This window comes from Natrarchaeobius halalkaliphilus (assembly GCF_003841485.1).
Classification (GTDB): Archaea; Halobacteriota; Halobacteria; order Halobacteriales; family Natrialbaceae; genus Natrarchaeobius; species Natrarchaeobius halalkaliphilus.
In genome coordinates, this window is record NZ_REFY01000003.1 from 471,288 (window position 1) to 493,997 (window position 22,710).

22 protein-coding genes are annotated in these 22,710 nt (G+C 63.5%); 9 read left to right on the forward strand and 13 right to left on the reverse strand.

Going from position 1 to position 22,710, the window contains the following annotated elements:
• Positions 1 to 62: 62 nt before the first annotated feature.
• Positions 63 to 1,187, forward strand: a complete 1,125-nt coding sequence (locus tag EA462_RS09260; protein ID WP_124178283.1) for a WD40/YVTN/BNR-like repeat-containing protein — start codon at positions 63 to 65, stop codon at positions 1,185 to 1,187.
• Between the two features lie 67 nt (positions 1,188 to 1,254).
• On the opposite strand, the gene EA462_RS09265 is transcribed toward EA462_RS09260, so the two are convergent.
• A complete protein-coding gene (locus EA462_RS09265; protein WP_124178284.1) occupies positions 1,255 to 3,063 on the reverse strand; it encodes an MFS transporter in 1,809 nt (602 codons plus the stop codon).
• A gap of 82 nt (positions 3,064 to 3,145) precedes the next feature.
• Positions 3,146 to 4,186, reverse strand: coding sequence for a DUF1616 domain-containing protein (locus EA462_RS09270; RefSeq protein ID WP_124178285.1), 1,041 nt, complete (start codon positions 4,184 to 4,186; stop codon positions 3,146 to 3,148).
• Positions 4,187 to 4,440: 254 nt separating this feature from the next.
• Between EA462_RS09270 and EA462_RS09275 the strand changes: the two genes are divergently transcribed.
• The 3 genes from EA462_RS09275 (at position 4,441) to EA462_RS09285 (ending at position 7,735) form a co-directional block, all read left to right on the forward strand.
• On the forward strand, positions 4,441 to 5,451 hold the full coding sequence (locus EA462_RS09275) for a GNAT family N-acetyltransferase (protein WP_124178286.1): 1,011 nt from the start codon (positions 4,441 to 4,443) through the stop codon (positions 5,449 to 5,451).
• Between the two features lie 177 nt (positions 5,452 to 5,628).
• Entirely contained in the window at positions 5,629 to 7,242 is a 1,614-nt protein-coding gene (locus EA462_RS09280; RefSeq protein WP_124178287.1) for an alkaline phosphatase family protein, read from the forward strand.
• Positions 7,243 to 7,327: 85 nt separating this feature from the next.
• Positions 7,328 to 7,735, forward strand: a complete 408-nt coding sequence (locus EA462_RS09285) for a hypothetical protein (RefSeq protein ID WP_124178288.1) — start codon at positions 7,328 to 7,330, stop codon at positions 7,733 to 7,735.
• Between the two features lie 42 nt (positions 7,736 to 7,777).
• On the opposite strand, the gene EA462_RS09290 is transcribed toward EA462_RS09285, so the two are convergent.
• A complete protein-coding gene (locus EA462_RS09290) occupies positions 7,778 to 8,203 on the reverse strand; it encodes a universal stress protein (protein WP_124178289.1) in 426 nt (141 codons plus the stop codon).
• A 161-nt stretch (positions 8,204 to 8,364) separates the two neighbouring features.
• Here EA462_RS09290 and EA462_RS09295 point away from each other — a divergent pair, with 161 nt between their 5' ends.
• Both EA462_RS09295 and EA462_RS09300 read left to right on the forward strand, forming a co-directional pair.
• A complete protein-coding gene (locus tag EA462_RS09295; RefSeq protein WP_124178290.1) occupies positions 8,365 to 9,492 on the forward strand; it encodes a tyrosine-type recombinase/integrase in 1,128 nt (375 codons plus the stop codon).
• 229 nt (positions 9,493 to 9,721) lie between these two features.
• Positions 9,722 to 11,104: a sulfatase gene (locus EA462_RS09300; protein WP_124178291.1), complete on the forward strand. Its 1,383-nt coding sequence runs from the start codon at positions 9,722 to 9,724 to the stop codon at positions 11,102 to 11,104.
• 30 nt (positions 11,105 to 11,134) lie between these two features.
• On the opposite strand, the gene EA462_RS17265 is transcribed toward EA462_RS09300, so the two are convergent.
• On the reverse strand, positions 11,135 to 11,272 hold the full coding sequence (locus EA462_RS17265) for a hypothetical protein (RefSeq protein WP_165872038.1): 138 nt from the start codon (positions 11,270 to 11,272) through the stop codon (positions 11,135 to 11,137).
• 103 nt (positions 11,273 to 11,375) lie between these two features.
• On the opposite strand from EA462_RS17265, the gene EA462_RS09305 reads away from it, so the two are divergent.
• Together EA462_RS09305 and EA462_RS09310 are read left to right on the forward strand one after the other, a co-directional pair.
• On the forward strand, positions 11,376 to 11,930 hold the full coding sequence (locus EA462_RS09305) for a GMP synthase subunit A (RefSeq protein ID WP_124178292.1): 555 nt from the start codon (positions 11,376 to 11,378) through the stop codon (positions 11,928 to 11,930).
• A 318-nt stretch (positions 11,931 to 12,248) separates the two neighbouring features.
• Positions 12,249 to 13,151 (forward strand): NmrA/HSCARG family protein, encoded by a 903-nt coding sequence (locus EA462_RS09310; RefSeq protein WP_124178293.1) that lies wholly within the window; start codon positions 12,249 to 12,251, stop codon positions 13,149 to 13,151.
• A gap of 14 nt (positions 13,152 to 13,165) precedes the next feature.
• Here EA462_RS09310 and EA462_RS09315 read toward each other — a convergent pair whose 3' ends face one another.
• The 6 genes from EA462_RS09315 to trpC form a co-directional block, all read right to left on the reverse strand.
• Positions 13,166 to 13,702, reverse strand: a complete 537-nt coding sequence (locus EA462_RS09315) for a hypothetical protein (RefSeq protein ID WP_124178294.1) — start codon at positions 13,700 to 13,702, stop codon at positions 13,166 to 13,168.
• Positions 13,703 to 13,833: 131 nt separating this feature from the next.
• Positions 13,834 to 14,406 (reverse strand): SprT family zinc-dependent metalloprotease, encoded by a 573-nt coding sequence (locus tag EA462_RS09320; protein WP_124178295.1) that lies wholly within the window; start codon positions 14,404 to 14,406, stop codon positions 13,834 to 13,836.
• A gap of 193 nt (positions 14,407 to 14,599) precedes the next feature.
• Positions 14,600 to 15,397: a 2-amino-3,7-dideoxy-D-threo-hept-6-ulosonate synthase gene (locus EA462_RS09325; protein ID WP_124178296.1), complete on the reverse strand. Its 798-nt coding sequence runs from the start codon at positions 15,395 to 15,397 to the stop codon at positions 14,600 to 14,602.
• A 25-nt stretch (positions 15,398 to 15,422) separates the two neighbouring features.
• The gene (trpA, locus tag EA462_RS09330) at positions 15,423 to 16,328 is read right to left on the reverse strand and encodes a tryptophan synthase subunit alpha (protein WP_124178297.1); all 906 of its coding nucleotides are present in this window, start codon (positions 16,326 to 16,328) and stop codon (positions 15,423 to 15,425) included.
• Positions 16,325 to 17,653 carry a tryptophan synthase subunit beta gene (gene trpB, locus EA462_RS09335; protein WP_124178298.1) on the reverse strand — a complete coding sequence of 443 codons (1,329 nt, stop codon included), beginning with the start codon at positions 17,651 to 17,653 and terminating at the stop codon, positions 16,325 to 16,327. The genes trpA and trpB overlap by 4 nt, the downstream gene beginning before the upstream one ends.
• Positions 17,650 to 18,519, reverse strand: a complete 870-nt coding sequence (trpC, locus tag EA462_RS09340) for an indole-3-glycerol phosphate synthase (protein ID WP_124178299.1) — start codon at positions 18,517 to 18,519, stop codon at positions 17,650 to 17,652. The genes trpB and trpC overlap by 4 nt, the downstream gene beginning before the upstream one ends.
• Positions 18,520 to 18,634: 115 nt before the next feature.
• Between trpC and EA462_RS09345 the strand changes: the two genes are divergently transcribed.
• Positions 18,635 to 19,105, forward strand: a complete 471-nt coding sequence (locus tag EA462_RS09345) for an MGMT family protein (protein WP_124178300.1) — start codon at positions 18,635 to 18,637, stop codon at positions 19,103 to 19,105.
• Positions 19,106 to 19,180: 75 nt separating this feature from the next.
• On the opposite strand, the gene EA462_RS09350 is transcribed toward EA462_RS09345, so the two are convergent.
• The 3 genes from EA462_RS09350 to EA462_RS09360 form a co-directional block, all read right to left on the reverse strand.
• Positions 19,181 to 20,011, reverse strand: coding sequence for a phosphatase PAP2 family protein (locus tag EA462_RS09350; RefSeq protein WP_124178301.1), 831 nt, complete (start codon positions 20,009 to 20,011; stop codon positions 19,181 to 19,183).
• The gene (locus EA462_RS09355; protein ID WP_124178302.1) at positions 20,011 to 21,795 is read right to left on the reverse strand and encodes an ABC transporter substrate-binding protein; all 1,785 of its coding nucleotides are present in this window, start codon (positions 21,793 to 21,795) and stop codon (positions 20,011 to 20,013) included. Before EA462_RS09355 ends, EA462_RS09350 begins: the two co-directional genes overlap by 1 nt.
• A gap of 97 nt (positions 21,796 to 21,892) precedes the next feature.
• Positions 21,893 to 22,663 (reverse strand): DUF7001 family protein, encoded by a 771-nt coding sequence (locus EA462_RS09360; protein ID WP_124178303.1) that lies wholly within the window; start codon positions 22,661 to 22,663, stop codon positions 21,893 to 21,895.
• Between the last annotated feature and the right edge of the window lie 47 nt (positions 22,664 to 22,710).

Sequence of the window (22,710 nt, forward strand, 5' to 3'; positions counted from 1 at the left end):
GGATTACAAACCGTCGTTCGACCGTCGGAAACGAACGAGGCTGCGACGGGTTCGCACTACCGATGAAACTACAGACGATTCACGACGGACGAATTCTGGCGACGCAGGGACGTTCGATCCACCTCGAGCCCGACGGAACCGGGGATATTGGAGGGAGAGAACCGAAACGCGGTCGACTGCCCGCCCCGTCGTCGGCCGGGATCGGGTATCGGCTCAAAACGACGCGTCCCGCTCGATCGGCGGTCACGGCGATCACGGGACGATTCCCGGCGGTCAACGTCTGGTCGATCGACGACGCGACGCTGCTCGCGAGTGCCGATCGATGGTTGTTTCGGTCGGCTGACGGCGGACGGCACTGGAGCGTCGTCGAAACGCTGCCCGCATCCTCGGCACCGATGGGCGTGCTTCCGAGCGCCGTCTGTACGGCTGATGGAACCACGTACGTGGGGGAGTATCCACTCGACGGCCGAACGACACCCCGGATCCTCGCATCCGAGGACGGGGACACGTGGTCGACGGCCGCCGAACTCGAGGACGTTCGCCACGTTCACGGAGTTCAGGCGGATCCCTACGCGGACGAGCTGTGGGTAACGACCGGCGACGCGGATTCCGAATGCACGATCGGTCGCCTCCGAGACGGAGGGGTCGAACCGGTCGGCGGCGGCGACCAGTCCTGGCGGGCGGTCGAACTGGCGTTCACGTCCGATGCGGTGCTCTGGGGAGTCGACAGCGTCTACGCAGAACACAAGGCTATCCGGAAACTTCCGCGAGAGCACGTCGACGATCCAGATCCGACTCCGGAGACCGTCCACAGGGTCTCGAGTTCCGTCTACTACGCCGAAACGATCACCGTGGACGGCGAGCAGTGGGTCTGCTTTTCGACCGCAAAGGAAGCGGGGGCGGACAGCACCGGCCCCGAAACACAGACGGTTCACTCGGACCGGACGTCGGTAGTCGCCGCCTCGTCCGCGTCCGGATTTACCGACTGGCACGAACTCGTCTCCTACGACAGACGGACCGCGCTGGCGGACCGGCTGAACCCGCGACAGCTCGTTCCGAGGGCCAACGCCTACGTCTTTCTCGCGGGCGATCCGGATCGAGGGTTGTTCGTCAACCCCTACAACACGGACCGAGACGACGGCCGGATTCGACTGATTCCGATGCGCGCGTTTGCCGAGTTATCCTGACGACGAACGGAGGTCCAGAGCGGGCTGACTTCGAGGCGAAAAACGGATCGCACCAATCAGAGAGCGGTCACGTCCGAACGCGGTAGGTGGTGACCTCGCCGTTGGACTGGACGCGATCGATGTTCGGATCGGCGTCGAGCGAGGCGAAATCCGACTCGGAGTAGTGTAAGCCCTGGTAGGCGACGGTCTCTCGCTGATGATCGATCTCGGATATCACGAGGTAGCGGTCAGTTCCGTAGTACTCAGCGGGTCCGGACTCGAACGTGTCGGTTGTGACGGTGGCGTGCGCGCCGGTTCGCGTTTCTGCCGCGTAAATCGCATCGGCGTACCGGTTCGGCGCGCCGCCGAATCCGGCGAACTCGACGTCGGGATCGGCCGCGTCGAAGGCGCTCTCGTAACCTCCCATCTGCGCGCTCGAGACGTGGTGAGATTGGCTGTAGACGTACGGAGAGGCGAAGACGGACGCGAGCGACAACACGAGGAGAACCGCGAACAGACCCACGGCGATCGTTCGGACGGAACGAGTCGAGAGCCGCTCGGACAGCGAGAGGATTCCCGCGTGGAGCGCGATCGACCCGAGGATGACGGTAAACACCGCTATCAGCCCGAACACCCTGAAGTACATCTCGTTCGTTACGCTGACGAAGTAGACGACGAACAATAGCCCCAGACCACAGAGGCCGGCAGCCAGGTAGATCGTGACGGCCGAAACGTCCCGATACCGTCTCGGACGTCCGGTCAGGACGACGGCGAGAACGAGGAGACCCGTAAGCGCCGCGAAGACGAGATGCGGGAAAAAGAGCTTGACGAAGATCTCGGTCAGGCTCACGCCGATGGCCGCGAGCGACCCACCCTGGGCGCTGATCGACGCTCCGGCTTCGCCCGATCCCGTGAGAATGTACTCGATCGCGGACGTCAGTGCACGATCGACGAAGCCCGAGAAGAAGCCGTGGTTCGCAGACCAGAGCAAGAACACCGCGACCAGAAGTAGCGTGTGACCGTAGAGACGACGGTGGCCCGCGATTCGTCGAACGGGCCTCGTACGTGAGACGAACGGAATCCGTGGAACCACCAGCTGTAATCCACAGATCGCCAGACAGACGACGAGGACGTGTGCAACGTACTGCGGGTGGAAGACGACCGCCGCCGCCGCGACGATGGCGAAGACGAACGCCAGTCCGCCCGAAGCGCCGTCGCTTACCAGGTACTTGAGGAGGACGTAGACGAACAGCGCGAACAGTAAGATCGTCTGCGTCATCGCGTGGGGCTGCATGAACGTCGAGATCGTCGTCACCGGCAAGAGCAAGAACGCGCCGAAAGCGGCGATGGTGACGGCGAGCTGATCTGGGACGACCGTCCCGACGCTGAGGGGAACGAAAATGACGAACGCGACCGTCGAGAGCAACACGACGAGCAACATCGAACTCGAGAGCGGGATACCGGTGACCGAGTTGATGAGCACGGAGAGCGTGTGAATGCCGGGATAGAGGAGATCGAACGGGGAGATGGTGCCGTCTGCGATCCCCTGTGCCCAGCCGAGGTGTGTCAACGCGTCGTGGTGGCCGAAGAAGTGGTAGCCACGGATGATCGGTAATCCCGCGAAAGCGGTGATCGCGAGTCCGCCGAGAACGAGCGCGAACGATCGACTCTCCCAGCCATCCGCTCCGGACGGTGCGAACGAGACGGCAAGCGAGACGAGCAATGCCGTCCCGAGACCTGCCCAGATCCACGGCGACGTCATCGTGTAGATCGACAGTTCGTATCCGGTCGCAGGAGTCCGGTGCGCGACGAGTACACCGCCGGCGAGTGCGACGAAGCCGAACGAGAGCAACAGTTTACGAAACGGCTCGTCGGCGGAGACTGACTGTGATGACATTCGAAGCTGCTGCGATCGTTTGCCGATCTCGGTCCTTGTTATGCACCAGTTGCTGACTGTAAGTTATCGGATACTGTCATCGTTATTCATCCGACGAGGCGTCGATCTCGTCGACGATTTCGGTCCAGAAATAGCCGTAACGGTACGCGTTCTCGGTCGTCGGCGTCTCGGGTACGTCGTCTCCCTCGTAGAGCAACACCGCGATTCGGACGTCACCACCCTCCGCAACGGGCGTAACGTCGCGGTCGCCGTGGGCAGTGTCGCCGTCGGACACCGCAAAGTCGATCCGCTGTAACTCGTTTCGTTCGATGACGGTATCGTCACTGATCCACTGCTCCTGGACGACCACGGTGTACTCCGCGTCCTGTCCCTCCCGGTTCTCGACGCCGATCGTCAGCTCGAACGGCTCGCTCGCTACGACTTCGTCCGGATGTTCGGTGACCAGTTCGCCAGCGTCGTTCTCGGTGAGGATCTCGAGGCCGGTGTACTGTTCGCCCTGCTGTGGCGCGACCAGAGCGTAGCCGACGGTCGTCAGTGCGACGATCAGACTGGCGACCAGGACGACGTTGACGGCCGCGTGAAACGACGACCGCGTGTCGAAAATCCGGGCGCGTGCCGTCTCGACGGTCGGAACGAGACTGAACCGGTAGCGCTCGCTCGTCGGGACGCGGAGCCGTCTGATGGCACCGATCCAGGCAACGACGGTCGCGTACCCCGCGACGGTTGCGACGACGACGCCAGCCGAAAACCCCCACGCGACGGCGATCACCAGGCCGAGCAGCGGGAGGATTGCGACGCTGAGACCGAAAGCCAGTGCGACCCGTTCGAGAGGGCTCACACCGCATCGATCGATCGAGACCGGAGAGCCGGATTCGTGGTCGGGACCGCCACGCGGAAACAACGCGGCGACGGTCACGTATCCCGGCACGAAAAACAGGAGCGGAAAACCGATCGCGGCTCTGGCGAGGATCGATCCGACGTCGATTACGGCGAGCAGGACAACCGCGAGGGCGACGAATCCGACGACGCCAGCCAGATCGGTCGGAAGCCGGGCTGCGAGGTGTTTACTTCCCTGTCGGACGGTCGTGAACGGCTGGAACGTTCGTGTCGATCGGTCTTTCATCTATTCGGTAGCTATCGACTGATCGAAGGGTCCGGGCATAGTTACCCGTCGCATAACTCGCTTGGCGCGAGACTCGGTGTAGACGCCGTGTTCGAAACGGTGACGTCCGAGAGTCGACGATCGTTCCGCACGAAATCGCCCAAACCTCGCAGAAGAAACAGGATCGTTACAAAGTGAGTCCGAGGCGATCAAACCGGCATGGTACGCCGAGCGACCGAGCACCCAGACGAATCGGATACTGGAGGCGTCCGTCCGTGAGCATCGACGTCCGCCTCGCGACCGACGACGACCGCGAGCGCTGGAACGAGTACGTCAGGCGATCCCCGCAGGGGACGCTGTGTCACGAACTCGAGGCCCTTCGCGTGCAAGCGGAGTACGCGGACGCGACGCTTCACCCGTTGATCGGCTTCAAAGGACAGGAGGTCGTCGGGCTCTTTCCCCTCTTCGAGGTCAAAAAACGGTTCGTCACGACCGTGTTTTCGCCGCCGCCACATCTCCGCGTGCCGTATCTCGGTCCCGCGTTTCTGAACCTCGAGAAACTGAAACAGCGAAAGCGCGAGCGACGACGCCAGCGATTCATGGACGGCTGTTTCGAGTGGATCAGCTCGGAACTGAACCCGAAGTACGGGCACGTCCGAACGTCGACCGGCTTCGAGGACGCTCGGCCGTTCATCTGGGACGGGTACGACGCGACGCCGGAGTACACCTACGCCGTCGATCTGTCGATTTCGGAAGACGAACTTCTGATGACGTTCAGCAGCGACGCGCGTAGCAACATTCGAAACACGGACGAGGATCGCTACGAGATCGGCGTCGGCGGTCCAGAGGAAATTCGACTGATCCACGAACAGGTCAGAAATCGATACGAGTCACAGGGGATCGGCTTCGACGTTCCCCTCGAGTTCGTCCTCGATCTGGCCGATCGATCGGAAAACGGCCACGTTCGGCCCTACACGCTCCGCGTCGACGGCGAGTTCGTCGGCGGCATCCTGGCGCTCGAGTACCGCGGGACGACGAGCCGATGGATGGGCGGCGTTCGAACCGACGCCGACGTCGACGTTCCCACGAACGATCTCCTCGACTGGGCGATCATGGAAGACGGCCTCGAGTCGGGCCTCGAGACCTACGACCTCGTCGGTGCCGATACGCGTCGGATCAACCGGTACAAGGCGAAGTTCGATCCTGCGTTGCGAACGTACTACAGCCTCGAGTACGGCTCGTTGGGGATGCGAACGATCGCGTCGCTGTACGACAGCGTAAAATGAAGACGACGATCCGATCCGACTCGCTCCCCACGTCGTGGCCGACCCGTTTCTTTCGATAGCAGATTGACCTCCTCTCACGTGAAGACGCTGGAATCAGGCGGCTTTCGACGCGAAGGCGATGAATTCCGGGATTAACTCCGCCCATAACCAAGGGTCGGCCCGATGGACTCGTCACCGATGAACGACGGATCCGCCCTCCGGACCCTGCTCGTCGGAATCGACGCCGCCTGCGACCGGGTGCTGGCACCGCTTTTCGAGGACGACGAGATTCCAACGCTCGAGTCGATCTACCGAAACGGAACGAGCACGGCGCTCGAGTCACAGATTCCTCCCTGGACGGCCTCGGCGTGGCCCTCGCTGTATACGGGTATGAATCCCGGCAAACACGGCGTCTTCGGCTTCCTCTCGTTCGCCGGCTACGACTGGGACGTCGTGAACGCGACCGACGTCTGCGAGCGGACGCTGTGGGAGCTACTGGACCGCCACGGGATCACGAGCGTCGTCGTCAACGTTCCGGTCACCCACCCACCGCGATCGTTCGACGGCGCGTTGATTCCGGGCTACACCGCACCGGAAAACCCGGACTGCCATCCCGCGGGGCTGCTAGAGGACGTTCGGGAGTCGATCGGCGGATACCGCGTCTATCCCGACGAGAACGCGGCCGATCTCGAGACGGCGTACGGCGAGTGTGTCAGGATGCGCGGCGAGGCGTTTTGCTACCTCGTCGACCGGTTCGATCCCGAGTTCGGATTTCTCGAGTTTCAGGCGACCGATTCGATCTTTCACAAAGAGCCCGACAACGACGCAGCGATTCGATCGATCTATCGCGAACTCGACGCGCAACTCGCGGAGATCATCGAGACGTACGATCCGGACAACGTCATCGTCGTCAGCGATCACGGGATGGGGCCGTACGACGGAACGGAGTTTCGCGCGAACGAGTTCCTCCGGAACGAGGGGTTCGTCTCGACCCGTCGCGGCGGGTCCGGGATGCCGACGTGGGCGACGATTCGAGACGACGATCTGAAACGCGGGGCGGATTCGAGCGGGCGCGACCTCGGGTTCGGTGAACGGGCGATGGCGGCCGCGGCGAGCGCCGGACTCACGAGCCAGCGAATCGGGGCCGCACTCGAGCGCCTCGGCATCGACGACTTCGTCGCCAGACGCACGCCTGCAGCCCTCGTCAACGCGGGGGCGACTCAGGTGGACTTTCCGGCCTCGGCTGCGTACGTGCGCTCGCGGATCGAACTCGGCGTCCGGATCAACCTCGAGGGCCGCGAACCGGACGGCGTCGTCCCGGCCGAGGAGTACGAGGTCGTGCGAACGCAACTCATCGACGCGTTGCGATCGGTGAGGACGCCGGACGGTGAGCCCGTTTTCGAGGCGGTTCGTCCGCGAGAGGAGTACTTCCACGGTCCCGAGAGCGAGAACGCCGTCGACGTCGTCACCGTTCCCGCCGAGTTCGATCACTTCCTCTCGGCGACGCTCCGAGGCGAACGCTTTGGTCCACCCTCGGAGCCGTGGAATCACAAGCTCGAGGGAACGTTCGCGGCCTCCGGCTCCGATATCGACCACACGACCGGAGCTGGAGCCGCACATCTCTTCGACGTCGCGCCGACGGTCCTTGCGACGTTCGGTCTCCCGATCGACGAGCGAATGGACGGCCGCCCGCTCGCGTGCGTCGAGTCGAGCGGCGTTCGGTCCTATCCCCGGTTCGACGGTGCCTCGTCCGTCGAAACGGACGACGACGCCGTCGAACAGCGTCTGGCCGATCTCGGGTACCTCGAGTGAAATCGCGTTCGGATCGGCCGAGCACAGCGACCGCACGGATCGAGAGCACGTAGTTTAACGGTCACTGAATCCGTCACGTCAGCTAATGAGTTCCACAGAGCGTCGATCGCTGCTGTACGTCCTCCTCGCCGCCGCGGTGCTTCTCACGATCGGGGTTCACGTCTCGCTCGTCCCACGATACTTCCCCGACGATCCGTTCATGGCCGCGCTGTCGCTCGGGGTCGGTTGGCTCTCGTATACGATCGTCTTCTATGCGGTCGGACGCGTTCGTTCCCACCCTGGCATTCTCCCGAGCATGCGGACCGCGGACATCGGGGCCGCGCTCTTTCTCGTCTCGTTGTTGCTCGCGCTGGCACTCGATTCGCTCGGGTTTCCGCCCACGCTCGTGATCGAAGCCTACGCGCTCCCCGCCGTTGGCATCTACGTCGGACTGGCTCTCATCGGCTGGTCGGTGGGCCGGCGAACGAACGCGATCAACGCTGTCGTCGAGTGAGGCTTCCGGAAAGCGGTGAACAACGCGGGTGTTCGTCGCGGATCACTCCGGAATGAACACCGGGACGTCACCGAGGCGAACGACGTGGTCAGTAACGCTTCCCAGCGCCGCTCGCGTCACGCCACCGCGTCCTCGAGTCCCCATCACGATGAGATCGGCATCGACCTCCGTTGCGTACTCGAGAATCTCGCTTTCGGCCGGCCCCGTTCTGACGGTCCCCGTCATCTCGAGACCGGTCTCCTCGCCGCGGGAGACGATCGTTTCGACGGCCCGTTCTGCGCGCGCTCGAAACGCTCCTTCCGGGCTCGCCGCATCTCCCGGTAGTCGGATGCTCTCGAGCGGGCCGGTGTCAGCGACGGAGAGGACGTGGACCGCCGCATCGTGTGTCTTCGCGAGTTCGAGTGCCATCTCCGCGGCCGACTCTGCGTACTCGCTGCCGTCCGTCGGGACGAGAATCGTCTCGAACATATACCTCGTTTCTCGAGCGCCTCGAACGTGAATCTGTCTCCCGTTCCACCCCGCCGACACCGGCCGAGATCCGAAACACGGATTTAGCGCCGCGAACCAGTACCGGACGAACGGATGGTACCGCGTGTCGATTCGTATTCGGCCGACGAGGTGACCGATCCGTGACTGGTGTCGCGATCGCTGACGCGGTCGATGCCTTCCTCGAGCGAAAGGCCGTCGGAGATCCCGACGGGCCGGGTGCCGGAAGCTACGCGTCGAACGCCGAGTCGATCCTCCGTCGGTTCGTCACGTGGGCCGAAGCCGAACACGGTATCGTTACCCTGTTCTCGCTCGAGCCAGAGCACATGCGGGCGTACGCCGTCGAACTGGGCGACCGAACCGAACGCGGGGAGTACACCGCGTCGACGGCCGGAACCTACTTCGCGGTCGTCCGCGCGTTTCTCTCGTGGTGCGTTCGTGGGGGTATTATCCCGGAAAACCCGGCGGCGACCGAGACGGCCGAGTCCGCTCTACCCAGCGGTGACGACCGGTCGACCGACGACGGCTGGACGGCGAGCCAGCGGCGTCGACTCGAGCGCCACGTCAGAGTGCGAGCACTCGACTCGAGTGCCGACTCGGTCGGCGTCGACGACCGTCGATCCCGGCTGCGCGAGTACGCACTCGTCGCGGTACTCACACACTCGGGCGCTCGCGGCTCGGAACTGTTTCGCGTTCCCGAAGACGATCGACGGACCGGGGCGACCTGGGACGACGTCGACTTCTACACCGGCACGATTCGCGTCCTCGGAACGGGCCAGCGCGACGAAGAGGTCTCGTTACTCGCACCCGCGCGGACGCCGTTGCGTCGCTACCGTATCGTTCTCGATCCGCCGACGAACGACTGGCCGTTGTTTCCGACCCGACACGCACCTTCGATCGCCCGCCACGTCAGAGAGCGGCTTCGGGGACGTGGATACGGCGACGACGAGATCGAGGCGATGCTTTCGGACCGGACGGCGATCGAACTCGCCCGCGAGCGAGCGATCGCTCCACCGGCGATCACGACCGAAGGCGCCCGATCCGTTCTCGAGCGACTCTGTTCGGAGGCCGACCTCGACGTCGATGGCGTCTACCTGACGCCGCGTGACGGACGAACCGACGAGGCCGATCACGTTCGGCGTGAGGCAACCGGCTCGAAGCCGGTGCTTCGAAGCCCGGGCGAACGGTCGATCGCGGTTCCGATCGACCGAACGGTACGGGCTGACACCGCCGATTCCGACGAACCCGACGGAGATCCGGAGCGGAACTGACCCATGACCAGGTGCGTGTTGATGACGGGTTTTTTCGGCGTGCTGTCGGCACGTCGTAGCCGAAACCAGGACCGTGATAGCCGAACTCAGCGACGTGTTTCGACGCGTGTTCGACTGTCCGGCCCCCACTGAACTTGGACGGATCGACACCATCGACTTTCGACTGCGGGTAGTCGGCTACTGCGGGTAGTCGGGCGGTAACAAAGTCAGTCTTCACGAAGATACTGGTATGTCGAACAGTCCGGACGTGCTGTTTCTGGTGCTCGATTCACTCCGCATGGACCGCGTCTCGACGTACGATCACGACCGAGAGACGACACCCGCGCTCTCGACGCTGTCGACGTACGCGACGACCTACGAGAACGCGTTCGCGCCGGCCCCGTGGACGCTCCCCTCACACGCCTCGATGTTTACGGGGACGTTTCCGTCCGAACACGGGGTGACTAACGGATTTTCGGACGATATGTGTCGACTCTCGCCCTCACGATCGACGCTCGCCGACGTCCTCTCCGAAGACGGGTATCGAACCGCCGGCTTCTCGAATAACCCGTGGGTCGGTCAACTCTCGGGTCTGGACCGCGGGTTCGACGAGTTCGTCGAGTGGGATCTCGAGATCTCGAGCGAGGGTGACGATAGCGTTCACACCTCTCGCGAGGAGCTGTACTCGCGGTGTCACTCGCTGCTTGGAAAGGGAGCTCGTCAGCCGGTGTTCGCGCTGAAACGACGGTTCTTCACCGACAGCCTCGTCGATCGGACGAAACGGTGGATCGAACGCGGGATCGACTCTGCGGAACCGACGTTTACGTTCGTCAATCTAATGGAGGCACACAGCCCCTACTTCCCGCCGAAGCAGGCCTTCGAAGAACTCGGACTCGAGGTCCCCGGGCCGCTCGAGCCGCGGGTTCTCAACACAAAGCTCCTCGCCTACGTGATGGGGAAAACCGATCTCGACCCGGACACGAGACGGCGAATCATGGAGTACTACGACGCGAGTACCCGATACCAGGATCGGAAAGTCGAGGAAATACTGAGCCTGTTACAACGCGAAGGCGTCTTCGACGACACGCTCGTCGTCGTCGCCAGCGATCACGGGAAGACACTCGGTGACTACCCGCGCGACGAGCATCCGCCCCATTACCTCCGGGACATCAACCTCAACGTTCCCCTCTGGATCAAGCGACCGGGACAGCGCGAGGGGGAAACGCTCGAGGACATGTTCGAACTCGCGTCGCTGTTCGACGTCGTCCGCGACGGCAACCCGCCCTCGGGACGCTACACACGAGACGTCGCCATCGCTGAGGATTTCGTTCCGCACGCGGGTCGGACGACGCCCGACGAAGTCGTCCGCTGGCGTGTCGCTGCTGATGAGGGGAACAAGTACGTCCGAAACGATACCGGCGCGGAGTTCCTCTTCGATCGCTCGAGCGACACGCTCCTTCGCTCACCCGATCCGGAGCGGTGTGACGTGGCCGCCGAGACGTTGTCCGAACGCGTTCGACAGTTCGGAAGGGACGACGGCGCCGAGCACGGAGGTGACGACGAATCGAACGCACCCGGCCGCGAGATCGATTCGGGTGTCGAGGCACAGCTCAAAGACCTCGGATACATGTGACGGACGCCTGCAACGGTCTGGCGACGACCGTTACAGCGACGCGAAGACGAGCCAGGGAACGACGAACAGGACGACCGTCAACAGCGCGAGGATCAACAGATAGCCGACGCCCGTCCCGGCGGCCGCAATCCACGACGGATGATCGAACGTTCGAGTGTCGTTAGCCATACGAGTCGGTTCCGTTTCGGCGCAATAAGCGTACCGCCTCGTCGAAGACCGTCGGCATCGACTTCCGGACCGTTTTTACCGGGTGGACGGCTAGGAGTCGCCAATGACGAAGATCGTCGTGGTGGACAACCACGGACAGTTTACACACCTGGAGCGTCGGGCGCTTCGTGACCTCGGCGTCGAGACGGAGTTGATCGAAAACGACACGCCGCCTGCGGACGTCGACGCCGACGGAGTCGTTCTCTCTGGCGGTCCGGAGATGGACCGCATCGGCAACTCGCCCGCGTATCTCGAGGAAGACGTTCCCGTACTCGGGATCTGTCTGGGAATGCAACTGATCGCGGAGGAACTCGGCGGACGCGTCGAGAGCGGCGAGTACGGCGGGTACGCCGACGTTACGGTCGACATCGTCGACGGAGACGATCCGCTCACGGGATCGCTCCACCCGCAAACGCGTGTGTGGGCGAGTCACGCCGACGAGGTGACGGCGGTTCCCGACGGCTTCGAACTGACCGCGAGAAGCGACGTTTGCGACGTCGAGGCGATGAGCGACACCGACCGCGACATTTACGGCGTGCAGTGGCACCCCGAGGTGGCCCACACCGAGGAAGGCGACGAGATCTTCGAGAACTTCATCGGCATCTGCGAATCGCGCTAACGCGAGGGACTGATACGGATTACTGTGTGACTCGTCGCGTCGGATTCCGTGTTCGAACCGTCAACGAACGACGACGTTGCCGGTCTATCGACCGGTTGTCGAGTGCGACGGCGATCACGAACCCCACTCAAACCGGCGAACTCGACAACCGGTTACACCGATGTTAGGTAGTGTCGGATGTGTCGCCAAGCGATTTATAGTTCGTAATGAAAGCAGGTGACGTAATGAAACCACCCGAGCAACGTCCTTCAGTCGACGACAGTCCTGACCGAAAGCCGCTATCAACGACCGACGCAACCACTGCGGAGGTGTGCTAACGTGACGACGAGCGTTCTCGTCACCGGTGCGACCGGTAATCAGGGCGGAAGCGTCGTCGATCACCTGCTCGAGGCGGAGACCGAGTTCGACGTCTCCGGGTTGACGCGCGACGCATCGAGCGAGGCGGCACGCGAACTGGCCGACCGCGGCGTGTCGATGGTCGAGGGAGATCTGAACGATCCCGACTCGTTCTCGGAACACGTCTCGGACGTCGATGCCGTCTTCGTGGTGACGAACTTCTGGACGGAAGGATACGAACAGCAAGTCGAGCAGGGGACGAACGTTGCCGATGTCGCGAGTGAGGTAGGCATTGATCACTTCGTCCTCAGCGGCGTCGGTAGCCACGAGCGCGACACCGGGGTTCCGCACTTCGACTCCGCATGGGAGATCGAACGATACGCCACGGATCTCGACCTGCCGATGACCGTCCTCCAGCCCGTGTTCTTCTTCCAGAACCTCGAGGCGTTCGCGGAGGACATCGTCGAGGACGGCCGGCTCGAACTGCCCCTCGAGGAGGACGTCTCGCTGCAGATGATAGACACCGACGATGTGGGTCGCGTCGCAGCCACCGTCTTCGAACGACGGGATGCGTTCGTCGGGGAACGACTCGAACTCGCTGGGGACGAGCGAACGCTAACCGAAACCGCCGAGGTCCTCTCGACGGTGACCGGCGTCGACGTCGAACCCGTTCACGTTCCGATCGAAGACGCCTACGACACCTTCGGTGAGGAGTTTACCGAGATGTGCGAGTGGTTCAACGAAGTCGGTTACAGCGCCGACATCGACGCACTCGAGGACAGATTCGGATTCGAGTATACCGACCTCGAAACGTATCTCCGCGAGCACGGCTGGGAGGACAAAGACGGGATGGCGTCCGTTCCCGGCTGGGTCAAGGCGATGTGATCGGTGACTGCACGTCAGGTCCGGTTCGCGAGCAGATCCGTGTGAACGACGGCGCGGTACTGGCGGTCGGTCGCCTCCTCGAGACGTTTGAGCAGTCCCGCCGCATCGGAGAACGTCTCGGGCAGTTCGAACGGATCGTCCTCGTCCTCATCACGGCGTGTACATCGTTTGACGAACGTGAGAAGCACCGGATACGTTCCCGGACGAGCGTACACCACGCCGAGATCGCCGGAGAGCTGCTCTCGCCAGTGTTCGATCACCGGCTCGGCCTCGAGTCGGGGTTTTCGCCCCCGTTCGGCCAGTTCGGTCGCGTCGATGTCGTGGTCTTCGAGGACGGAATCGAGTGCGTCCTGTAGCTCGTCGGTGTTCTCTTCGAGCGACGGCACCGCCTCCTCGTCCTCGAGCAACCGGACGAACGCCTCGAGTTCGTCTCGCCGGACGGCGACGGGGTAGACGAAATCGTGCGTCGCCTTCGAGAGCGTGTACGACTTCCCGTCGACGCCCTGCTCGCCGGGTCCCGACGTTCCCAGCATCAGGTCGAGTATTCCCATAGGTAACACAGGTCGACTACGCCGAATAAGTGTTCCGTGGAACGGCCGCCGAAACCGGCGAACCGGACACCCCGGTCCGGCTCGAGCGAGCGTGACAAGTCGGACCTCTGTCCGCAGTTCGCGACGACTCCTCACCAGTCGTCACCGAGCGCAGCCTTCGATCCGCCGTAACCGCTCGCCGTCGTCCACGTCCGTCCGCTTTCCGCGTGTTCGACTTCGTAGGATCCGCCACAGGATCCACAGCGGTACCGATCCGGGGATTTGACAGGCTTCGAAGCGCGGTGGCGCGTCGCCTCCCAGTCGCAGTCGGTCTCGCGACACCGGAGTACGTACCGCGGCTCGGAGAACGACTGGCAGTGACGCGGTGCATCGAGCGCCGCGGCGCGTTCGCGAAAACGTGCCCCGTGACCGGACTCGCCAAAGCGCTGGTACTCCCAGGCGTGGACGAGTTCGTGTCTGACGACGCCCGCGAACGTCGGCCAGTCGTAGCGCTCGTAAGCCCGGCGCGCGAGGATGATCGTCGCTATTTCGCGGTTCGGGTCCCACCGACACGCCCCCGCCCGACGGCGAGCCCGCAGTGACGTCTCCCACTCGAGGGCGTCTCTATCGACCGACAGATCGTACTCGTCGAGAACCGTTCGAGCGTGAATTCGCGCCCGTGCGACGATTTCGTCGTCGATCGTCAGCTGTTCGCCGTCCGTCACCGGCTCGACCGAGGGAGGGAGCGTCGGAAGTTCTTTCGGTCCGTCCGATCAGTCCGAACGTATGAGCGGTGAGAACTCGCCATCGAGAACGCTGCCCGTGTCGGTGCCGGGTCGTTGAGGAGCTCGTTCGTGACGATCCGATCGATATCGGGTCCTGAGCGGAACGTGCGTTCGGTGTCGGTCTCCGAGACGGTCAGGCTTCGAGAGTCAGTCCGGCCGCCTCGAGCGCTTCGTCGGTCTCGAGGTCGGCGTGGACGACGCCGGAGACGGCTCGAGCGATCGCCTCGGGGTTCTCGTGCTGGAAGATCGACCGCCCCATCGAGACGCCAGCACCGCCGGCGTCCATCACGCCGCGGACCATCTCGACCGTTTCGCGGTCGGTCCCCTTCGAGCCGCCGGCGATGACGACCGGAAGCCGGGTCGACTCGACGACGTGCTGGAAGCTGTCCGCGTCGCCGCTGTAGCCGGTTTTGACGATATCCGCGCCGATCTCTTCAGCGAGACGAACCGCGTGGCCGAGCGCTACGGGATCCTCGGAGTCGACGCCGGAACCGCGAGCGTACGCCATCGCGAGAACGGGTATCCCGAACCGGTCGGCCGTCTCCGTAATCTCTGCGAGCTGGGTGAGCTGGTTCGGCTCGTGGTCGGAGCCGACGTTGATATGAAAGGAAACGGCGTCGGCACCCGCCCGGATGGCTTCCTCGACGGTCCCGGTAAGACGTTTGTCGTTTTCGTCGGGACCGATTGTCGTCGAGGCGTTGAGGTGGACGATGTACCCCTTGTCGTTTTTGTTCTCGTGAACGCGCGGGGCGATCCCTTTCTGCGTGAGGACGGCGTCGGCACCGCCGCGCGTGACGCCGTCGATGGTCGATTCGATCTCTTTTAATCCCTGGACGGCACCCATCGTGATGCCGTGATCCATCGGGACGATCACGTACGATCCCTCTGTGCCGATTCGATCGAGTCGTGCGGTGGTTCCTGTCGTCGTCATTTGCGGGAGAGTAACAAGCTTGCCGTTATGGGTGTTCTGGTTCCGGTGTCCGTTCTTGCTCGCCGTCCGTGGCGTCGGCGTCCGCTGCGGCGCGTTCGGCACCCGCCTTGAGCTCTCGGGCTTTCTCCTCGAGGTCAGCCGCGGCGGGTGCGTCACCGTCCGATCCGTGCGCGGCGACGATGTCGACGAGGGCGCTGCCGACGATGACGCCGTCGGCTCCCGCCTCGACTATCTCGGCGGCGTGGTCGCCCTTGCTGACGCCGAAGCCCACCGCCTTCGGAACGTCGCTATGGCCCTCGAGACGCTCGAGGCTGTCGTGGGTCGCACTCGAGACGTCCGCCCGCGCTCCGGTCGTCCCCAAGCGGGCCTGAACGTACACGAAGCCCGAGGCCCGGGACATGATCGTCTCGAGGCGGTCGCCCTCGGTCGTTGGCGCGACGATGAAGACGACGTCGAGTCCGAACTCGTCACAGGCCGCACAGAGCGGCTCTGCCTCCTCTGCCGGCAGGTCGGGAACGATGACGCCGGAGATCCCCGCGTCTGCGGCGCGTTCGACGAACGGCCTAACGTCGGCCTCGGCTCCGAACTGTAACAGCATATTGTAATACGTCATCACCAGCAGCGGCGCGTCCGTCTCGAGGCCGTCGACGAGATCGAAAAACCCGGCCGGCGTCGTTCCGGCGGCCAGTGCGCGGTTGATCGCGCCCTGGATCGTCGGGCCCTCCGCGATCGGCTCCGAGAACGGCAATCCGAGTTCGATCAGATCCGCCCCGCCGCGGTCGAGCGCCTCCACGTACGCCTTCGTGTCCTCGAGCGACGGGTCTCCGGCGGTGATGTACGCGATCAGCGCGGGGTGGTTCTCGTAAATCGCGGCTTCGATCTCGCTGTCGACCGCCGGCCGGTCGCTGGAATCGTCTCGGTCGTCGCTCACGAGTCGAACACCTCCACGTCCGGCGCGGCCGCGAGATCGCGCGCTTCGGTCTCCTCGAGGACGGTCTCGAGGTCCTTGTCGCCCCGTCCGGAGACGTTGACGACGACGAGATCACCGAGGCCCTCCTCAGCCGCCTCCTGTGCGTGCTGTTCGTTCGACGTCTTCGCCGCGGGTCCTGCCGCGCGCTCGAGATATCCCAGCGCGTGGCTCGACTCGAGTGCCGGGATGATCCCCTCGAGAGTCGAGAGCCGGTGGAAGGCCTCGAGTGCGGTTTCGTCGTCGACGTTTACAGGTCTGACGCGCCCGGTCTCGACGAGATGCGAGAGTTCGGGACCGACGCCCGCGTAGTCGAGGCCAGCGCTGACGCTGTGTGATTCCATGATCTGTCCGTCGTCGCTCTGGAGGAGCTTGGTCATCGCGCCGTGAAGGACGCCGTCGGATCCCGTCGAGAGCGTCGCGGAGTTGGGCGCGATCCCGTCGCCTTCGTCGATCTCGAGACTCGAGCCGCCGGCCTCGACCGCGACGAGGTCGACGTCTGCGTCCGGGATAAACGCGTCGAACGCGCCCATCGTGTTCGAGCCGCCGCCCGCGCAAGCGATGACGGTGTCGGGAAGCCGACCGGCGCTCTCGAGTAGCTGTTCGCGCGCTTCGTCGCTGATGACTGCCTGAAAGTCTCTGACCATCGCGGGGAACGGATGGGGGCCGACGACCGAACCGATCACGTAGTGAGAGGTTTCGACGGTAGTCGACCAGTCGCGCATGGTCTCGTTGATCGCCTCTTTCAACGTCCCGCTTCCGGCATCGACCGGATTCACCTGTGCCCCGTTCATTCGCATCCGGTAGACGTTCGGTCGCTGTCGGTTGACGTCGGTCCGCCCCATGTAAATCTCACAGGGCACGTCCAGGTGGGCGGCTGCCATGGCGGTCGCGGTGCCGTGCTGGCCGGCACCAGTTTCTGCGACGATCCGTTCTTTTCCCATGTACTTCGCGAGGAGAACCTGGCCGAGCGCGTTGTTCAGTTTGTGCGCGCCGCCGTGGACCAGGTCTTCGCGCTTGAGATATATCTCGCGTCCGTACCGCTCGCTCAGTCGATCCGCGCGCTGAAGCGGCGTCGGCCGGCCGCCGAAATCGCGCAGTCGCTCCCGAAACTCGTCCATGAAGCCGTCCTCGTTCTCCAGAACGTAGCGCTCGTAAGCGTCCTCGAGTTCCTGCAGCGCCGGCATCACGGCTTCGGGGACGTACTGACCGCCGTACTCTCCGAACGACCCGTGGCTGGTACGCTCGCGCTGGTCTCCTCGCTCGTGGTCTCGTTCGCTCGTGCTCATGTATTGGATCCGCTCGTATCGCTCCCGACGTCGTCGGCTCGAGTCAGCCGCCGCGTGTTCTCGCTGACGTCGGTTTCTCCTTCGGCGTGGTCCATGATAGCGCTGCCGACCAGCAGCGCATCGGCTCCCGCCTCGCGCATTCGGGTGACGTCCGCCGGACCCGAAATCCCGCTCTCAGCGATCAGCGTGATCCCCTCGGGAACGGCGCCCACGCCGGCTTCGCCGTCGGTCGCGGTTCCGGACCCTGTCAGCTCCGACACCGCCGGTGCCACCGATTCGAACGTCCCGAGATCGACATCGAGACGTGCCAGATCGCGGTTGTTCACGCCGATTATCTTCGCACCCGCCTCGAGTGCGGTCTCGAGTTCCGCGCGATCGTGAACCTCGACGAGGGGCTGGAATCCGCGCTCGCGAGCGGCGTCAACGAGGGACTCAAGGTCGTCGACGAACCTGACGATCAACAACAGGAGATCGGCTTCGACGAGATCCATGCCCTCCACGTCGAGGACGAAGTCCTTGCGAAGGACGGGAACGTCGACCGCCTCTCGAACGCGCGTCAGTGCGTCCGCGGAGCCGCCGAAGTGAGTCGGCTCGGTGAGGACCGAGATCGCCGTTGCACCGCCTGCAACCATCTTTTGAGCCAACTCGACCGGATCGTCGCTTCGCGTTCCATCGGCCGTCGGACTCGTCGGTTTCACCTCAGCGATCACCGGAACGCGGCCGTCCGCGTTCGCTCGTTCGATCGCGTCGGGAAGCGAGCGCGCGTCGACGGAGACGGGAGCTCCGTCAGCGCTCTCCACCGAGCGCTCCCGCGCTGTCGACAGTATCGATTCCACCGCGGAATCGAGTTCCGTTTCGGAGTTCATTATTGTACATCGACGTACTCATATGTACAAAAGCCTTGCGCCATTCGACCGCACACTCATCCCGGTAAGCGACCAACCGGCGAATATTCAAGTTCCGTCCGCCTAGGGACTATACATGGAGGACGTGACGGAGGCCGGAATCTACGGACGGAAATCGTCGTACCTCGACCGATACGTACAGCTGGGTGCAGCGAGCGGCCGAGTCATCAGCGTTTCGTTCCCCGACGTTCCCGAGGACGAACTCGACGACGACCACCCGGTTCTCGAGTTACTGTTCGAGTATCTCGACGGCCTCGAGCCGGTCGTCTTCGACGACGTCACCGTCGCACTCACGATGCCGACCGATCAGCGAGCCGTCCTCGAACAGGTCGGAGAGATCCCCTACGGGGATCAAGTCGACGTGGAAACGCTCGCCAGGACGGTTCCCGACCTCGACCCCGACGACGACGACGATATCATCCTGATCCGAACGGCTCTCGACGAGAACCCTGCCCCAATCCTGATCCCCGATCACCGAGTTCGTGACGGACCGAGCGCCGCCCCGCCGGCCGTCGAACAGAAGCTACGCTCGCTCGAGGAGTTGTGAACGGTCGGCATCGCTCGTGGCGTCGGATCTCGACTTCTATCCGGTTGTCGTAGAACGTATCGGTCCCCGGTAGCACTATCGGACACTCGACAGCCGTCCGTCGATCCACTCCCCAACTGACCAGCGTCCGACGAGGTGGGCCGCGAGTGCAACGCTGACGTACGCGAGGACGATTCCTGCGAGAACGTCGATCACCCAGTGAATTCCGAGGTACATCGTCGAGATCGCCACGGAGACGCCGAGTATCGTGGCGACGAGAAACCACCGCGGGTAGACGTCTCGAGTCCGGTACGCCAGAAACGTCACCGTCGCCGCGAGCGAGGTGTGAAGCGACGGGAAGACGTTCGTATTGCGATTGACCTGTCGCGTCAGATGCTGATAGCGCGGATACGTATCGTACAGTAACGCATCGACCAGCTCGGGCATCATGTTTCGCGGACCGTACGCGATAACGAAGACGTACAGAATCAACCCGACCGTGTAGTTGAGCGTGTACGCCGTCAGAAGCTCCCGCAACGGTCGGGTGTTCGAGAGCGCGAAGTACGCGATGACCGGAAAGACGAGCATGAAGACGTAGGCGTAGATGTAAATGAACGAGAAGTACGCGGTCACGGCGGGCGTCGCTTGCTCTTGCAACCAGAGGATGAACTGGCCCTCGAGGTCGTAGATCGCCCAGGTTACGTTCCAGCCGATCATCCACGAGAGCTCCGGGACGACCTGCCTCGCCACGCTGTTGAACAGGAGAACGATCGCGAGAAGTGCCGTAACCGGCACAGCGGCTCGAACGCGAGTTCGCCACTCGAGGCGCGTGTCTCGAAGCCGATACCGGCCGACGAAGACCGCGATCGAGACGAGCGTCAACAGCGTGACGACGACGACCAGCTGGACCAGGACGCGAACCAGCATCAGCGCCTCACCCGGAGACGCTCGCCGTCGTGTCGAAAGCCGGCTTCTTCGACGGCGGCCCTGACCGCCGCGAGGTCGATCTCGCCGTTCGACCCGAGAAACGGCGTTACGGGATCGTTTCCGTCCCACTCGAGCGATTCGGGAGTCCATCCCGGCGTCACCGGCGTCGCGATGGGCCGTGCGTGGCCGTCGAAGACGTTCTCGATCAGCCACTCCTTATCGACGAGTCCCGCAACGAGACGGCGGAAACGGGGATTGGAGAACGGCCCGCTCCTGGTGTTGAACCCCAGGTGGTAGAACGACCACGACGGCGACTCGAGCACCCGAACGTCGTCGGGCGTCGACTCGAGAACGTCGTCGACGACGTAGCTTTCGAGCGGGAGCGACGTGACGTCGGCGTCGGCTCCGTTGACCAGTTCGATCGCCGACGTACTCCGTGGATCGATGGCGATTCGAACGCGATCGACGGTCGGTTCCGGTCGGTCGACGTCGTCCCGAAGCGAGAAATGATCCGCGAAGCGCTCGAGTTCGACGTAGTCGCGCTCGGCCCACTCGCTGAACGCGAACGGGCCGCTGCCGATCGGTGGAACGTTGTCGGTGACGAGCGCTTCAGTCGTTCCGCGCGCGACTCGAACTCCCCTGACGGTCGGGGAGCTCGCTCGCTCCGACCAGACGTGTTCGGGAAGAATCGGTACCGTCAACGCCTGTTCGGCCGCCGGCCGTCCCGTGGCAAACGACAGCTCGAGTTCGTACTCTCCAGTTACCTCGATCGTCTCGACGGATTCGATTCGACCTCTGTATCGTGGTGTGGGTGCCGACACGTCGTCACCGAGCGTGGTATCGGAGAGAAACCGATAACTGAACGCGACGTCGTCCGCGGTTAGCGTCTCTCCGTCGTGGAACAGACAGCGTTCCCGGAGATCGATCGTCATCGTTTCTTCGTCCCAGTCCCAGCCGACGGCGAGCCAGGGGACGAGTTCGTCCTCGGCGTCGACTGATCCAAGCGAATCGTACAGCAGGTCGAGCATCGTCCCCTGATCGCGGTACTCGACCGAAATCGGATTGAGATTCTCGGAGAGTCGGGCGTCGGTGTGGACGACCCGAAGCGTTTCGGCTCCGGTGTCGGTTCCGGTTTCGCCTTCGCTCTCGATCGGCTCGAGACCGAGATATCCGTCTCGTCTGGCGAGATGGGCGTCTTCCCACCCGTCGAATCGGTCCGTTCTGGCGAGCCGGTACTCGTCGGGGAAACAGATCGGCACGAACGGCTGTTCGGTCGCAACCGCCTCGAGCGTCTCCGTGACGGCCGTCTCGCGGTCGTCCTCGGCGGCAGCCCGTTGGCGCTCGAGGAGGTCGTCGACGACCAGGTTCGCGAATCCAAACGGATTCTGCCAGCCCGCCTCGTCGACGTATCGCGAGTGAAGCGTTTCGTAGAGGTAGTCCGGATCGGTTCCGCCGGGGTGTTGGCCGACGTAGACGTCGAAATCGTGGTTGATCAGAATCGACCGAAGGAACTCCTCATGAGATCGCATCTCGATCGAGACGTCCATACCGGCGTCCTCGAGTACGTTTCGGAGCGCTCGAGCGATCTGGATGCTCTCTCTGTCGCCGTCGGCCGGAACGGTCGTGATCGTCAGCTCGAGCTGATCGATTCCGTCGCGGTTGACGACGCTCCGGAGCTCCCGGACGCAGCCGCTGATCGAGACGGTCGCTCCTGTCGTCGCCGCTAACATCGCTCGTCGACCGAAACGGCGTTCGCTGTCACCGTCCGGAACGGATCCGATCATCTGGGTTCGTCCGACGGTTCACTACGTTCGGATAACAGTATTGCGTTACCGAATTTAGGGATCGGACCGTCGGCTTTGCCGGCGCCACGCCGACCGGTCATTCGTCGGTCCCGTAGAGTCGGGCGTGTTCCGAGCAGAACGCCGGACGACGCAACTGAGCCTCGATCAGATCTTCGTGGTAGTGTGCGTTGAAGAGCCGACACCCCTCTCGCTCACAGAAACCGCTCCCTTCCTCTATGAAGTGGTAGGCCTGCAAGACGTATCCCGCGAGTGCGTCGGTCGAGCGTGGATCGTTCTCGATCAGGAACTCCCCGTCGACCTGATTCTCGAGGACCTCCCGTGGAGGTGTGTCCCCGGAGATGAGCGAGTGTCGTTGTTTTTCCTTGTAGTACGCCTCGGGCTTTGCGGGGGCTTCGTACAGCCCCGGAACCGAGACGAGCGCCGGCTGTCCGAGGACGTTCACCCGCTTGTGCCAGCGTCCGTCGTGGCCGCCCCAGGTTCCGATCGCGCGATCTATGATCGGCACGTGAAGCGTCTCGAGTTCGCGTTCGCTTGCCGGAAGTACGCTGTTGAGCGTCCGCTGGACCGAGACGCCGTCGTAGAGGACGCCGCCCTCACGGTCGGGGTTTTCTAGTGCGCGCTCTTCGTAGCGGATCGTCCCGAGCATCGTGTTCCCGGTAGCGCGTTCGTACGGCGACGTCACGCGAGCCTCTGCGAACCGTTCGGGGAGCTCGTCGCTTCGATGAACCTCGAGAAACCGATCGCGAACGGCCACGTCGACGTCGGTTCGTCGCTCCAACCACGTGGCGAGTTCGTCGACGTCGACGACGCTCGACGGTGCCCGATAAAGGATCACTCGATCGACCATACACCACCTAGTCGTACCACCCGATGAAACGCTTGCGATCGATCACG

What these genes read in the sequence shown, in the direction of transcription:
- EA462_RS09260 (WP_124178283.1), top strand. Translation starts at nt 63, where the DNA reads ATGAAACTACAGACGATTCACGACGGACGAATTCTGGCGACGCAGGGA.
- EA462_RS09265 (WP_124178284.1), bottom strand. Translation starts at nt 3,063, where the DNA reads ATGTCATCACAGTCAGTCTCCGCCGACGAGCCGTTTCGTAAACTGTTG.
- EA462_RS09270 (WP_124178285.1), bottom strand. Translation starts at nt 4,186, where the DNA reads ATGAAAGACCGATCGACACGAACGTTCCAGCCGTTCACGACCGTCCGA.
- EA462_RS09280 (WP_124178287.1), top strand. Translation starts at nt 5,629, where the DNA reads ATGAACGACGGATCCGCCCTCCGGACCCTGCTCGTCGGAATCGACGCC.
- EA462_RS09285 (WP_124178288.1), top strand. Translation starts at nt 7,328, where the DNA reads ATGAGTTCCACAGAGCGTCGATCGCTGCTGTACGTCCTCCTCGCCGCC.
- EA462_RS09290 (WP_124178289.1), bottom strand. Translation starts at nt 8,203, where the DNA reads ATGTTCGAGACGATTCTCGTCCCGACGGACGGCAGCGAGTACGCAGAG.
- EA462_RS09300 (WP_124178291.1), top strand. Translation starts at nt 9,722, where the DNA reads ATGTCGAACAGTCCGGACGTGCTGTTTCTGGTGCTCGATTCACTCCGC.
- EA462_RS17265 (WP_165872038.1), bottom strand. Translation starts at nt 11,272, where the DNA reads ATGGCTAACGACACTCGAACGTTCGATCATCCGTCGTGGATTGCGGCC.
- EA462_RS09305 (WP_124178292.1), top strand. Translation starts at nt 11,376, where the DNA reads ATGACGAAGATCGTCGTGGTGGACAACCACGGACAGTTTACACACCTG.
- EA462_RS09315 (WP_124178294.1), bottom strand. Translation starts at nt 13,702, where the DNA reads ATGGGAATACTCGACCTGATGCTGGGAACGTCGGGACCCGGCGAGCAG.
- EA462_RS09325 (WP_124178296.1), bottom strand. Translation starts at nt 15,397, where the DNA reads ATGACGACGACAGGAACCACCGCACGACTCGATCGAATCGGCACAGAG.
- trpB (WP_124178298.1), bottom strand. Translation starts at nt 17,653, where the DNA reads ATGAGCACGAGCGAACGAGACCACGAGCGAGGAGACCAGCGCGAGCGT.
- trpC (WP_124178299.1), bottom strand. Translation starts at nt 18,519, where the DNA reads ATGAACTCCGAAACGGAACTCGATTCCGCGGTGGAATCGATACTGTCG.
- EA462_RS09345 (WP_124178300.1), top strand. Translation starts at nt 18,635, where the DNA reads ATGGAGGACGTGACGGAGGCCGGAATCTACGGACGGAAATCGTCGTAC.
- EA462_RS09350 (WP_124178301.1), bottom strand. Translation starts at nt 20,011, where the DNA reads ATGCTGGTTCGCGTCCTGGTCCAGCTGGTCGTCGTCGTCACGCTGTTG.
- EA462_RS09355 (WP_124178302.1), bottom strand. Translation starts at nt 21,795, where the DNA reads ATGATCGGATCCGTTCCGGACGGTGACAGCGAACGCCGTTTCGGTCGA.
- EA462_RS09360 (WP_124178303.1), bottom strand. Translation starts at nt 22,663, where the DNA reads ATGGTCGATCGAGTGATCCTTTATCGGGCACCGTCGAGCGTCGTCGAC.